Genomic DNA, 12,344 nt, shown 5'->3' on the forward strand with positions numbered 1-12,344 from the left:
GGCCGTTACCGCAGCAATGGATATGCACACAATCCAACTGTGTTGACTGCCAGGCCGCCTTCGCGAGCAAGCCCGCTCCCACATTTGGATCGCCGGGCGTCAGGTAGATATGCGCTGGCCGCCGGGGCCGGCCCAGGCAGCCACTGCCTTACAGCCCGCCCGTGGCGTTGAAGCCAACCCCCAGCACCGTCAACACCGACAGTGGCAACAACAAGGTATCGAGCAACGCACTGGCCGGCAGGTCGAGCTGGGGATAGCTCGGGGCCTCGGCGCCAAAGCGGTCCTTGGCGCAGCAGCCACCATTGATCGCGTACAGATCCAGCCGCGTGCCGGCATACACCACCGGTGCGCCCGGTTGCGCCGCATCCAGCGTGCGCGCCGTGGCGCAGCCGGTAAGTTGCAGCGCCATCAACAGCAGCAGCGCTTTATTCATCGCCGCCCAGATGGTGCTCACCCCAACGCGGCAGCATGTCCTGGGGAATGTTCAACAGGTTGAGAATGCGCGCCACCACAAAGTCCACCAGGTCATCGATGGTCTGCGGCTGGTGATAGAAGCCAGGCGACGCGGGCAGAATGGTCACGCCCATGTTCGACAACTTGAGCATGTGCTCCAGGTGAATGCTCGAATACGGCGCTTCGCGCGGCACCAGGATCAATTGGCGGCGCTCCTTCAAGGTCACGTCCGCCGCCCGTTCGATCAGGTTGTTGCAGGCGCCCGTGGCAATCGCCGACAAGGTACCGGTGGAGCATGGCACCACCACCATGGCCGCCGGCGCACCGGAGCCCGAAGCTACCGGCGACATCCAGTCTTCTTTGCCGTAGACCTTGATCTGCCCCGCCGCCGCACCGGTGTACTCGGTGAGGAACGCCTGCATCATCTGCACTTTGGAAGGCAGCGCGACATCGGTCTCGGTCGCCAACACCAACTGCGCCGCCTTGGAGATCAGAAAATGCACCTCACGGTCTTCACGCACCAGGCAATCGAGCAGGCGCAGGCCGTAAGGCGCACCAGACGCGCCGGTCATCGCCAGGGTAATGCGCTCCGGCCCGCTCATTTCAACGCCTCGGCCAACTTGCCGTGCAGGCCGCCGAAGCCGCCGTTGCTCATGACCACCACGTGGGTGCCGGGCTGGGCCAAGGACTTCACCTGCTCAATGATGCCTTCCAGCGAATCGCAAACCTTCGAAGGTATGGTGCACAGCGCAGCAATGCCCGGCAAATCCCAGCCGAGGTTGGCTGGCGCATACCACACCACCTGGTCGGCATCGTTGACGCTTTCAGGCAGGCCATCACGGTGTGCGCCGAGCTTCATGGAGTTGGAACGCGGTTCGACGATGGCGATGATCTGCGCATCGCCCACGCGCTTGCGCAGGCCATCCAGGGTGGTGGCAATGGCGGTTGGGTGGTGGGCAAAGTCGTCGTAAATGGTAATCCCATTCACGTCGGCGACTTTCTCCATGCGCCGCTTCACACTCTTGAACGCGCTCAAGGCGGCGATGCCCATGGCCGGCACCACGCCGACATGCCGAGCGGCAGCCAGGCTCACCAAGGCGTTAGCCACGTTGTGCTGGCCGGTCATGCCCCAATCGACAATGCCTTGGGCCTGGCCTTCGAACAGCACTTCAAACCGCGAACCGTCGTCGCTGAGCAACCTGGCCTGCCACTGCCCACCCGCGCCGGTGGTTTGCACCGGGGTCCAGCAGCCCATGTCGATCACACGCTGCAACGCAGGCTCGGTGGTGGGATGAATGACCAGGCCTTCGCTGGGAATGGTGCGCACCAAATGGTGGAACTGCCGCTCAATCGCCGGCAGATCGGGGAAGATATCCGCGTGATCAAACTCAAGGTTGTTGAGGATCGCCGTGCGCGGGCGGTAGTGGACGAACTTGGAGCGCTTGTCGAAAAAGGCGCTGTCGTATTCATCGGCCTCGATCACAAAAAACGGTGTCTGGCCCAGGCGCGCCGACACCGAGAAGTTCTGCGGCACACCGCCAATCAGGAAGCCCGGGCTCATGCCCGCATGTTCCAGCACCCAGGCCAGCATGCTGCTGGTGGTGGTCTTGCCGTGAGTACCCGCCACTGCCAGGACCCAACGGCCTTGCAGTACATGGTCGGCCAGCCACTGGGGGCCGGAGACGTAAGGCAAGCCTTTGTTGAGTACGTATTCCACCGCCGGGTTGCCGCGCGACATGGCGTTGCCGATGACGACCAGGTCCGGCACGGGGTCGAATTGCGCAGGGTCGTAACCTTGGGTCAGCTCAATCCCTTGCGCCTCTAGCTGCGTGCTCATGGGTGGATAAACATTGGCATCGGAGCCTGTTACGTGATGGCCCAGCTCTTTGGCCAGAACCGCCATCGAACCCATGAACGTACCGCAGATACCCAGAATATGAATGTGCATAGTCGACCTCGTAAACATCGAGGCAGGTTAGCGTAGGGTGGGAAAGTTCGCACGCATTAGCTGAGGGCGAAACGCCCGCCGGTAGGATCCGGCGGGCAAAAGGAATGACTTAAACCGTGGTGCGCGTGTTGTTAAGCTCAGCGCCTTTCAAGGTCATGATTCGGTCAGCGGTTTTTTTCAAGGCATGGTACCGACGCTCGATCACGCCTAAGCGGCCACCGGTACCAGGGGACGTTTGTGACTCGATGTGAGGTTTGAAAATCAGCTCGTGGTCCTCGGCCAGTTGTTTCATATGGGTTTCTGAAACGTCCAGTAACTGCTCAAGGTTACTCATGCGTGCCCCGCGCTCCTTGGGCCAGGCGTCGCCCATGACAAGCCGGTCTCCGGTGTTTCCCGCCAGCGTGATGATGAGATTGGCAAACTCCAGCATCACCTTTTCTACGCGATCCAAATGGCGTGTGGCCCCAGGCGCAGGCTCATCGGGTGTGGATGGCGTAACGACTGGCGGCGCTGGCTTCTGACCGGCCTGCACACCGCCAGGCAAATGCGGTGGCGGTGGCGTTACCGGCGACGGTACGTATTGGCCCTTGATCGCTTCCCCCGCAGCCACGGACCCGGCATAGGCGCCCACATTGATCGGCGCGCTGACCATGCCATTGATGCCTGCGTTGATGAACGCGTCCTTGACCATCTTGCCGGTAGAGGGCGATGTAGAAATAACGCCCGCCTTGACCAGCCTGTCGGCATCCAACAGCCGCTGAGTGACATCGGCCACACTGACTTTGGGCGATTCCGCCGGTTTCACAGCGGTGGTGCCACCGAGAGGGGGCGTCTGAGGCCCCTTGGTCAGCGCGTCTTTGAGCTTACTGGCCGTCGACTGGCCTGAACTGCCCGCGGTCACGCTGGTGCCAGAGGTGTCGTGGGTTGTCGTCGGTTTTTTCCCTCCCGTCGTGGTTTGGGGCCGGGTAGGCGTGGGACTGACCGGGGCAGGCGGTACCCTGGGCGACGGCGGGGGAGACACCGGCGGCGTGGGCCTGGACCCTCCCCCGAACCGCCGCCCGAAGATTCCACGCCTGATGCGCACCTTCGGCGTTTGATCAGCCTGCGGCTCAGACAACTGCGTGCCAGGCTCATGCTCAAGGGGGTGCATCGGTTCGCCCCAGCCCGCCATCAAGGGCTGCGGTGCAGGCGTGGGCGTAACATCAAGTTGAACAGGGAGTTGTGGCACAGGAGTCGTTATTGGACTTGTAATATTCATGTGTTGTCACCCTAGAAGTTTCAAACAACGGTGTTTAAGGGCAAGTGATGCTCTGCCCTTATTCCATCAGTGCTTAAAACAGCGCACCACGTTCCGGGACGACGTGAGTGCGTAGAGCGATAAAAAACCTTAAATCACGTGGGACAAAAAACGAGCAGTCCGCAATAACTGAGTTATTCCGACAACTGTCGCGCCCCTAATGCATAACCTCCCGTGAAATCCCATGTTTGCGTAACTTGCGGTACAGCGTATTGCGACTGACGCCCAGCTGTTCAGCCACATGGCTCATATGCCAGCGCTGCTGCGCCAACGCATCGAGTAATGCCTGACGCTCGGCGCTCTCCAGCGGCGAGGCGCACGGCGCATCCAGCCTCTGCCCTTGGGGCCGCGCCTGTCGAATCAGCGCCGGCAAGTCCTCAAGCCCGACTCGCCCGCCCTCACAAAGCGCCACTATTGTGCGCAACACCGTACGCAACTGCCGCAGGTTGCCGGGCCAATGGAATGCCAACAAGGCTTGGCGCGCAGGCTCGTCGAGCATCACCTGCTCGGTGCCCGCCTCTTGGGCCAGGAGGTAGTCCAACAGTTGCGACTTGTCAGTGCGTTCGCGCAACGGCGGCAGGGCAACTTCCAAGCCGTTCAGGCGGTAATACAGGTCTTCGCGAAAGCTGCCATCGGCCACACGCTCCAGCAAATTGCGGTGCGTGGCGCTGATGATGCGCACGTTCACGGCTTGGGGTTCACCACCGATAGGCACCACCAGGCGGTCTTCCAGCACCCTTAACAGGCGGGTTTGCAGCGCCAGGGGCATGTCGCCGATTTCATCGAGAAACAGCGTGCCGCCATCGGCCTGTTGCAGCTTGCCGCGCATACCCTCTTTAAGGGCGCCAGTAAAACTGCCGGCGCGATAGCCAAACAATTCGCTCTCGATCAGGTTTTCTGGAATCGCCGCACAGTTCAGCGCGACAAAGGCCTTGTCGCCCCGCTGGCTAGTCTGGTGCACGGCCTTGGCGAAGGCTTCTTTACCGCAGCCGGTTTCGCCGTTGATCAGTAAGGGCACGTCGCGCTCGAAGACTCGCGAGGCCTTGCGCAGCTCGTTTTGCAACGCCGGGTCGCCCAGGCAGATACCCAAAGGCCGTGGCGCCTGCGGCTTGATGATAGGGGCCGGCACACTGCGCGGCTGGCCTCGCAACGCTGCAAACAGAGGCCGACCCTCGCGGGTGCGCAATGGCCAACTGGCCGTGGCATTTGCGCTGGCGCGCCCCAGCAACTGATCCAGGGAACAGTCGAAAAACGCTTCCACCGGCTGGCCCACCAAACCGCCGCGCAACTGCCCCAACAGGTTCAGGGCGCTCTGGTTGACCGCACAAATGCGCCCTTCGCCATCGAACGCCAGCAAGCCCTCGCTGAACAACCCGACCGACTCGGCCTGCAGGTGAAAACGCAACAGCCAGTGATGTTCGAAGTGACGCAGGAAGTAGCAACTTTCGATCATCTTGGCCGACAGGTTCACCAGCGCCATGGTGTGGAACTGGCTCTGGCGCGACACGGCTTCGCGGGCCGAGGACACATCCAGCACCGCCAGCAATTCACCATGAGGGTCGAACACTGGGCTGGCCGAACAGGTCAGCCCGGTATGGCGGCCGCGAAAGTGTTCGTCACGGTGGATCGTCAACGACTGCCGTTCCACCAGGCAGGTGCCGATACCGTTGGTGCCTTCGCAGGCTTCGCTCCAGTCAGCGCCCAGCCATAAGCCGGCGCGCTCGAAGATCTTGCGCTCCGACGGCGCGGTGACACAGTTGAGGATCACCCCGCGTGCATCGGTGAGCAGCACCGCGTGACCGGCGCCGGAGAGTTGCTGGTGCAGGCTGTTCATTTCGCTGCCGGCAATGTGCAGCACTTGGCGCAGGCGTTCGCGACTTTCCAGCAGGCGCCCGTGTTCGAGCACAGTGGGCGCGATGGTCAGCGCCGGGTCGAGGTGGTAGTCCTCCACACAGCGCAGCCAGGAGCGGGCGATGGACGGGTCGCTGCCAGGCCCCTGGGAAAGCTCTTGGCCCCGGGTGACGGTCAAGACTTGCTGGGCATGGCGACTGAAATGATCGTTATGCATGTTCTTATTATTCTCCCTGCGTGAGAACGCCCAGCATCCCCCAGCCATCCGGCCATTGCAATCCCGGCCCGACCCACCGGTCACAGGCTGTACCGTTTGTGGCACAAACTGTCACCTGGCCTGTATCACCCCTGTCACGGCAACGCCTTGCAACAACGCCCAACCCCTTGATTTTGCGGGCCCGCACAGCAGTGGCCCAACCTTTGCTCTACGCTTTATAACGCGCTTGCCGCGCTGTACTCCAATAAACATAAAAGCAGGAGATGCCCACCATGCGTTATGCACACCCCGGTACTGAAGGCGCCATCGTTTCGTTCAAGGCCAAGTACGGCAACTACATCGGCGGCGAGTTCGTGGCGCCGGTCGATGGCAACTACTTCTCCAACACCTCGCCGGTCAACGGCAAGCCGATTGCCGACTTCCCGCGCTCCACCGCCAAAGACATCGACAAGGCGCTGGACGCCGCTCACGCAGCCGCCGATGCCTGGGGCAAAACCTCAGCCCAGGACCGCTCGCTGGTGCTGCTGAAAATCGCCGACCGCATCGAGCAAAACCTCGAACTGCTGGCCATCACCGAAACCTGGGACAACGGCAAGGCCGTGCGCGAAACCCTAAACGCCGACATCCCCCTGGCCGCCGACCACTTCCGCTACTTCGCCGGCTGCATCCGCGCGCAGGAAGGCAGCAGCGCGGAAATCAACGAACTCACCGCCGCCTATCACTTCCACGAGCCGCTGGGCGTGGTCGGCCAGATCATCCCGTGGAACTTCCCGCTGCTGATGGCCGCGTGGAAACTCGCGCCAGCCCTGGCCGCCGGCAACTGCGTGGTGCTCAAACCCGCCGAGCAAACGCCGCTGGGCATCAGCGTGCTGATGGAACTGATTGGCGACCTGCTGCCGCCAGGCGTGCTGAACGTGGTGCACGGTTTTGGCAAAGAAGCCGGCGAAGCCCTCGCCACCAGCAAGCGCATTGCCAAGATCGCCTTTACCGGCTCAACGCCTGTGGGCTCGCACATCATGCATGCGGCGGCCGAGAACATCATTCCGTCCACGGTTGAGCTGGGCGGCAAGTCGCCGAACATCTTCTTCGCCGACATCATGAAAGCCGAACCTCAATTCATCGAAAAAGCCGCCGAAGGCCTGGTGCTGGCGTTCTTCAACCAGGGTGAAGTGTGCACCTGCCCTTCCCGTGCACTGGTGGAAGAGTCGATCTACGACGACTTCATGAAAGTGGTGATGAAAAAGGTCGAGTCGATCAAGCGTGGCGACCCGCTGGACACCGACACCATGGTCGGCGCCCAGGCGTCCGAGCAGCAGTTCGACAAGATCCTGTCCTACCTGGAAATCGCCAAGGGCGAAGGCGCGCAACTGCTCACCGGCGGCAAGGTCGAGAAGCTCACGGGCGACCTGGCCACCGGTTATTACATCCAGCCGACCCTGCTCAAGGGCACCAACGACATGCGTGTGTTCCAGGAAGAAATCTTCGGCCCGGTGGTGAGCATCACCACCTTCAAGGACGAAGCCGAAGCCCTGGCGATTGCCAACGACACCGAGTTCGGCCTGGGCGCTGGCCTGTGGACCCGCGACATCAACCGCGCCTACCGCATGGGCCGGGCGATCAAGGCCGGCCGTGTATGGACCAACTGCTACCACCTGTACCCGGCGCATGCCGCGTTTGGCGGTTACAAGAAGTCTGGCGTAGGCCGTGAAACCCACAAGATGATGTTGGATCACTACCAGCAGACCAAGAACTTGCTGGTGAGCTACGACATTAATCCGCTGGGTTTTTTCTAACCCCACAGAAGCAACAACCGTCACTGTAGGAGCGAGCTTGCTCGCGAAGAACGTTAACGATAACGCGAGTAGCCTGACTCCCCCGAGGCGCTCGCAAGTTTTTCGCGAGCAAGCTCGCTCCTACATTACCCGGCGCCAACCTGTCGGGATCAAAACAATAAGAATGGAAGGTACTTCCCATGCCTAGCGAACCCACTGGTTCTTCTGTCGACTTTGAAAAAGTCGGCACCGATTACTTTCAACAACGCGAACTGAAAAAAGGCGCCGCCGGCTGGGTACTACTGGTTGGCCTGGGCGTCGCCTATGTTATTTCCGGAGACTACGCTGGCTGGAACTTCGGCTTGGCCCAGGGCGGCTGGGGCGGCATGTTCCTCGCTACTTTGCTGATGGCCACCATGTACCTGTGCATGTGCTTTTCCCTGGCCGAGTTGTCTTCCATGATCCCCACTGCTGGCGGTGGCTACGGTTTTGCCCGCAGCGCCTTCGGCCCCTGGGGCGGGTTCCTCACCGGTACTGCCATCCTTATCGAATACGCCATCGCGCCCGCCGCCATCGCGGTGTTTATCGGCGCCTATTGCGAGTCGTTGTTCGGCATTGGCGGCTGGATGATCTACTTGGCGTTCTACATCATCTTTATCGGCATCCACATTTTTGGTGTGGGTGAAGCCTTGAAGTTGATGTTCGTGATCACCGCCGTCGCCGCGATCGCCCTGGGCGTGTTCCTGGTGTCGATGGTGCCGCACTTCAACGTCGCCAATCTGCTCGATATACCCGTGACCGAGGCCAAGGGCGCCAGCAGCTTCCTGCCGTTCGGCTACGTCGGCGTGTGGGCCGCGATCCCTTATGCCATCTGGTTTTTCCTGGCGGTGGAAGGTGTGCCGCTGGCCGCTGAAGAAACCAAGAACCCCAAGCGCGACCTGCCGCGCGGGCTGATTGGCGCCATTGTGGTGCTGACCAGTTTTGCCCTGTTGATCCTGGTGATCGCGCCGGGCGGTGCGGGGACTTACGCGCTGATCAAATCCGGCAACCCGCTGGTTGAAGCTTTGGCGTTGTCCTACGGCGGTTCCACCTGGATGGGCAGCTTCGTCAACCTGGTCGGCCTGGCCGGTTTGATCGCGAGCTTTTTCTCGATCATCTACGCCTATTCGCGGCAGATCTTTGCCCTGTCCCGTGCCGGTTACCTGCCGCGCAAATTGTCCGAGACCAACAAGAGCAAGGCGCCGGTATTGGCGCTGGTGATCCCCGGGATTATCGGCTTTGGCCTGTCGCTGACCGGCCAGGGTGACTTGCTGATCCTGGTGGCGGTGTTTGGCGCCACGATTTCCTACGTATTGATGATGGCCGCCCACATCACCCTGCGCATCCGTCGCCCTAAAATGGAGCGGCCATACCGCACGCCCGGTGGCATCTTCACCTCGGGCGTGGCGCTGGTGCTGGCCTGCGTGGCCGTGGTGGCGGGCTTTCTGGTGGACCCACGCGTGGTGATTGGCGCGGCGATCATCTATGGAGTATTAATTGCTTACTTTGCTTTCTACAGCCGGCATCACTTGGTAGCAGGCACGCCGGAAGAGGAATTCGCGGCGATCCAGGCCGCAGAGGCCGCCTTGCACTAACTGCCGAAAACCTCGACGCGGCGCCTTGCCCGCAGCAGGCCCGCGTCATCAAGGAGACACTGTATGGCAAGCTTTTCCCACGCGGTAGGTGCTCAAACCTACCGCTTCGACAGCCTCAAGGACGTGATGGCCAAGGCCAGCCCCGCACGCTCCGGGGACTTCCTCGCCGGTGTCGCCGCGCAGAATGACGGTGAGCGTGTGGCGGCGCAGATGGCGCTGGCAAATATCCCGCTCAAGCACTTCCTGCAGGAAGCATTGATTCCTTATGAAAGCGATGAAGTCACCCGGCTGATCATCGACACCCACGATAAACAGGCGTTTGCAGCGGTCAGCCACCTCACCGTCGGCGGCCTGCGCGACTGGCTGCTCAGCGACGCGGCCGATGAACAGGCCCTACGCGCCTTGGCGCCGGGGCTGACACCAGAAATGGCCGCGGCGGTGTCCAAGATCATGCGCGTGCAAGACCTGGTGCTGGTGGCGCAGAAGATCCGCGTAGTCACCCAGTTTCGCGGCACCCTGGGCCTGCGCGGGCGCTTGTCCACGCGCTTGCAGCCCAACCACCCTACCGACGAACCCGCCGGCATCGCCGCGAGCATTCTCGACGGCCTGCTGTACGGCAACGGCGACGCCATGATCGGCATCAACCCGGCCACCGACAGCATCGCCTCGATCTGCGCCATGCTGGAGATGCTCGACGCGATCATCCAGCGCTACGAAATTCCCACCCAGGCCTGCGTGCTCACCCACGTCACCACCTCCATCGAAGCGATCAACCGCGGCGTACCGCTGGACCTGGTGTTTCAGTCAATTGCCGGTACCGAAGCGGCCAATGCCAGTTTCGGGATCAACCTGAACGTGCTGCAGGAAGGTTATGACGCGGGCTTGAGCCTCAAGCGCGGCACCCTGGGCCAGAACCTGATGTATTTCGAAACCGGCCAGGGCAGCGCCTTGTCGGCCAATGCGCACTTTGGCGTCGACCAGCAAACCTGTGAAACCCGAGCCTACGCCGTGGCCCGGCACTTCAAGCCGTTTCTGGTGAACACCGTGGTCGGCTTTATCGGCCCGGAGTACCTGTACAACGGCAAGCAGATTATCCGCGCGGGCCTTGAAGACCACTTCTGCGGCAAGCTGCTCGGCGTGCCCATGGGGTGCGACATCTGCTACACCAACCACGCCGAAGCCGACCAGGACGACATGGACACCCTGCTGACCCTGCTCGGCGTGGCGGGCATCAACTTCATCATGGGCATCCCCGGTTCCGATGACATCATGCTCAACTACCAGACCACCTCGTTCCACGACGCCCTGTACGCCCGGCAAACATTGGGTTTAAAACCGGCGCCGGAGTTCGAGCAGTGGCTGGCGAAAATGGGCATCTTCACGCAGGCTGATGGCAAGGTGCACTTCGGCAACAGCCTGCCACCGGCCTTCCGCCACGCCTTGGCGCAATTGGGATGAAGGAGCCGACTGTGCAACCAGAATTGCCTGACAACCCGTGGCTGGAACTGCGCCGCCTCACCCCGGCGCGTATTGCCCTGGGCCGCACCGGTACCAGCCTTCCCACCAGCGCCCAACTGGACTTCCAGTTTGCCCACGCCCAGGCGCGGGACGCGGTGCACCTGCCCTTCGATCACACCGGCCTCAGCCGCCAATTGGCCGAACGTGGCCGAGACAGCCTGTTGTTGCACAGCGCCGCCACGGACCGGCACATCTACCTGCAACGCCCGGACCTTGGGCGACGCCTGAGCGATGAGTCGGCGCAAACGCTGCGCGACTACGCTTCGGCCCAGCCTGGTGGGGTGGACTTGGCCATCGTGGTAGCCGATGGCCTGTCGGCACTGGCGGTGCATAAACACACCGCGCCTTTTCTGGCGCGCCTGGAAGAACAGACCCACGCCGAAGGCTGGTCCTTGTCACCGGTGATCCTGGTGGAGCAAGGCCGCGTGGCGGTGGCAGACGAGATCGGCCAACTACTCGGTGCCAAGATGGTGGTGATCCTCATCGGCGAACGCCCAGGGCTCAGCTCGCCGGACAGCCTGGGCCTGTATTTCACCTACAACCCCAAGGTCGGCCTCACCGATGCCTATCGCAACTGCATCTCCAATGTGCGGCTCGAAGGCTTGAGCTACGGCATGGCGGCCCATCGCCTGCTGTACTTGATGCGAGAGGCGTGTCGCCGGCAGTTGTCGGGGGTCAATCTCAAGGATGAGGCGCAGGTTCAGACCCTCGAATCCGACGACCCGGACCTGATGAAGGGCAATTTCCTGCTCAGCCCGGCGGATGACCGATAGCGGCACGATTGCGCTTTTTGGCGTCATTAGGCAGCATCGAGTCACGGCCGCTCGTGTGGTCATACCCCATTTGGAAGTTGAGGCCTGGCATGCGGATTACTCAAGCGACCCTGGAACACCTGAACCTGTTGACCCCGTTGTTCGTCAAATACCGCGAGTTCTACGGGGCCTTGCCGTTCCCGGACTCGTCACGGGCCTTTTTGGAAAAGCGCCTGCGGCGCAAGGAGTCGGTGATCTACCTGGCCCTGGCCGACGATGACGACAAGCGGCTGCTGGGGTTTTGCCAGCTGTACCCGAGTTTTTCCTCGCTGTCGCTCAAGCGGGTGTGGATCCTCAACGACATCTATGTGGCCGAGGATGCGCGCCGGCAACTGGTGGCTGACAACTTGATGCGCACGGCCAAGAAAATGGCCAAGGACACCCACGCGGTGCGGTTGCGGGTATCGACCAGCAGCGATAACGACGTGGCGCAGAAGACCTACGAGTCGATTGGGTTTCGCGAAGACACCGAATTTAAAAACTACGTGTTGCCGATCAACGAAGACTGAAAACCGGTAAGCCAAACACCGCCATTTCCTTGTGGGAGCTGGCTTGCCTGCGATGGCGGAGGGTCAGCCAATACTGTATCGGCTGACCCTGTGGCGAGGGAGCTTGCTCCCGTGACGGCCCGACAGCCGACACTTATCTACCTGACGCGACGCAGTCCAAATGTGGGAGCTGGCTTGCCTGCGAAGACGGCCTGACAGCCAACACAGTTGGATTGTGTACATATCCATTGCTGCGGTAACGGCCACCTAGGGTTCCGCCCTGACGGCGGCTCACTTTCGAAAAGCGCGAAAGTAAGCAAAGCGCTCTTGCCCCACCACTCGGCACCTCGCCCA

General features: G+C 61.7%; 11 protein-coding genes. 6 read left to right on the forward strand and 5 right to left on the reverse strand.

The genetic code is table 11. The features are described 5' to 3' along the window. Positions 1–148: 148 nt before the first annotated feature. From A7K61_RS28765 to A7K61_RS33265, 4 genes are all read right to left on the reverse strand, one after another. On the reverse strand, positions 149–433 hold the full coding sequence (locus A7K61_RS28765; RefSeq protein WP_047712257.1) for a YceK/YidQ family lipoprotein: 285 nt from the start codon (positions 431–433) through the stop codon (positions 149–151). Next, positions 426–1,055: a flavin prenyltransferase UbiX gene (gene ubiX, locus A7K61_RS28770; protein ID WP_032895136.1), complete on the reverse strand. Its 630-nt coding sequence runs from the start codon at positions 1,053–1,055 to the stop codon at positions 426–428. Before ubiX ends, A7K61_RS28765 begins: the two co-directional genes overlap by 8 nt. After that, entirely contained in the window at positions 1,052–2,401 is a 1,350-nt protein-coding gene (gene mpl, locus A7K61_RS28775) for a UDP-N-acetylmuramate:L-alanyl-gamma-D-glutamyl-meso-diaminopimelate ligase (protein WP_057711025.1), read from the reverse strand. Before mpl ends, ubiX begins: the two co-directional genes overlap by 4 nt. A gap of 109 nt (positions 2,402–2,510) precedes the next feature. Then, positions 2,511–3,302: a hypothetical protein gene (locus A7K61_RS33265; RefSeq protein ID WP_238348852.1), complete on the reverse strand. Its 792-nt coding sequence runs from the start codon at positions 3,300–3,302 to the stop codon at positions 2,511–2,513. 13 nt (positions 3,303–3,315) lie between these two features. On the opposite strand from A7K61_RS33265, the gene A7K61_RS34015 reads away from it, so the two are divergent. Next, positions 3,316–3,498, forward strand: a complete 183-nt coding sequence (locus tag A7K61_RS34015; protein WP_125970747.1) for a hypothetical protein — start codon at positions 3,316–3,318, stop codon at positions 3,496–3,498. Positions 3,499–3,855: 357 nt separating this feature from the next. On the opposite strand, the gene A7K61_RS28785 is transcribed toward A7K61_RS34015, so the two are convergent. Then, positions 3,856–5,766: a sigma-54-dependent Fis family transcriptional regulator gene (locus tag A7K61_RS28785; protein ID WP_069558878.1), complete on the reverse strand. Its 1,911-nt coding sequence runs from the start codon at positions 5,764–5,766 to the stop codon at positions 3,856–3,858. 272 nt (positions 5,767–6,038) lie between these two features. Between A7K61_RS28785 and A7K61_RS28790 the strand changes: the two genes are divergently transcribed. The 5 genes from A7K61_RS28790 to A7K61_RS28810 all read left to right on the forward strand — a co-directional run bounded on the left by A7K61_RS28790 (position 6,039) and on the right by A7K61_RS28810 (position 12,011). After that, complete coding sequence (locus A7K61_RS28790) at positions 6,039–7,559, forward strand: aldehyde dehydrogenase family protein (protein ID WP_032895131.1); 1,521 nt, start codon at positions 6,039–6,041, stop codon at positions 7,557–7,559. A gap of 179 nt (positions 7,560–7,738) precedes the next feature. Continuing rightward, complete coding sequence (eat, locus tag A7K61_RS28795) at positions 7,739–9,172, forward strand: ethanolamine permease (RefSeq protein ID WP_003194515.1); 1,434 nt, start codon at positions 7,739–7,741, stop codon at positions 9,170–9,172. Positions 9,173–9,235: 63 nt separating this feature from the next. Then, positions 9,236–10,630: an ethanolamine ammonia-lyase subunit EutB gene (locus tag A7K61_RS28800; protein WP_003194516.1), complete on the forward strand. Its 1,395-nt coding sequence runs from the start codon at positions 9,236–9,238 to the stop codon at positions 10,628–10,630. Then, positions 10,627–11,463, forward strand: a complete 837-nt coding sequence (gene eutC, locus A7K61_RS28805; protein ID WP_069558879.1) for an ethanolamine ammonia-lyase subunit EutC — start codon at positions 10,627–10,629, stop codon at positions 11,461–11,463. Before A7K61_RS28800 ends, eutC begins: the two co-directional genes overlap by 4 nt. A gap of 89 nt (positions 11,464–11,552) precedes the next feature. Then, a complete protein-coding gene (locus A7K61_RS28810; RefSeq protein ID WP_069558880.1) occupies positions 11,553–12,011 on the forward strand; it encodes an N-acetyltransferase in 459 nt (152 codons plus the stop codon). The last annotated feature ends 333 nt before the right edge of the window (positions 12,012–12,344 follow it).

The organism is Pseudomonas sp. AP42 (genome assembly GCF_001728935.1).
GTDB lineage: Bacteria > Pseudomonadota > Gammaproteobacteria > Pseudomonadales > Pseudomonadaceae > Aquipseudomonas > Aquipseudomonas lactis.

Excerpts from the sequence above, each read along its gene's own strand:
- A7K61_RS28765 (WP_047712257.1), bottom strand. The coding sequence starts at position 433 with ATGAATAAAGCGCTGCTGCTGTTGATGGCGCTGCAACTTACCGGCTGC.
- ubiX (WP_032895136.1), bottom strand. The coding sequence starts at position 1,055 with ATGAGCGGGCCGGAGCGCATTACCCTGGCGATGACCGGCGCGTCTGGT.
- mpl (WP_057711025.1), bottom strand. The coding sequence starts at position 2,401 with ATGCACATTCATATTCTGGGTATCTGCGGTACGTTCATGGGTTCGATG.
- A7K61_RS28785 (WP_069558878.1), bottom strand. The coding sequence starts at position 5,766 with ATGCATAACGATCATTTCAGTCGCCATGCCCAGCAAGTCTTGACCGTC.
- A7K61_RS28790 (WP_032895131.1), top strand. The coding sequence starts at position 6,039 with ATGCGTTATGCACACCCCGGTACTGAAGGCGCCATCGTTTCGTTCAAG.
- eat (WP_003194515.1), top strand. The coding sequence starts at position 7,739 with ATGCCTAGCGAACCCACTGGTTCTTCTGTCGACTTTGAAAAAGTCGGC.
- A7K61_RS28800 (WP_003194516.1), top strand. The coding sequence starts at position 9,236 with ATGGCAAGCTTTTCCCACGCGGTAGGTGCTCAAACCTACCGCTTCGAC.
- eutC (WP_069558879.1), top strand. The coding sequence starts at position 10,627 with ATGAAGGAGCCGACTGTGCAACCAGAATTGCCTGACAACCCGTGGCTG.
- A7K61_RS28810 (WP_069558880.1), top strand. The coding sequence starts at position 11,553 with ATGCGGATTACTCAAGCGACCCTGGAACACCTGAACCTGTTGACCCCG.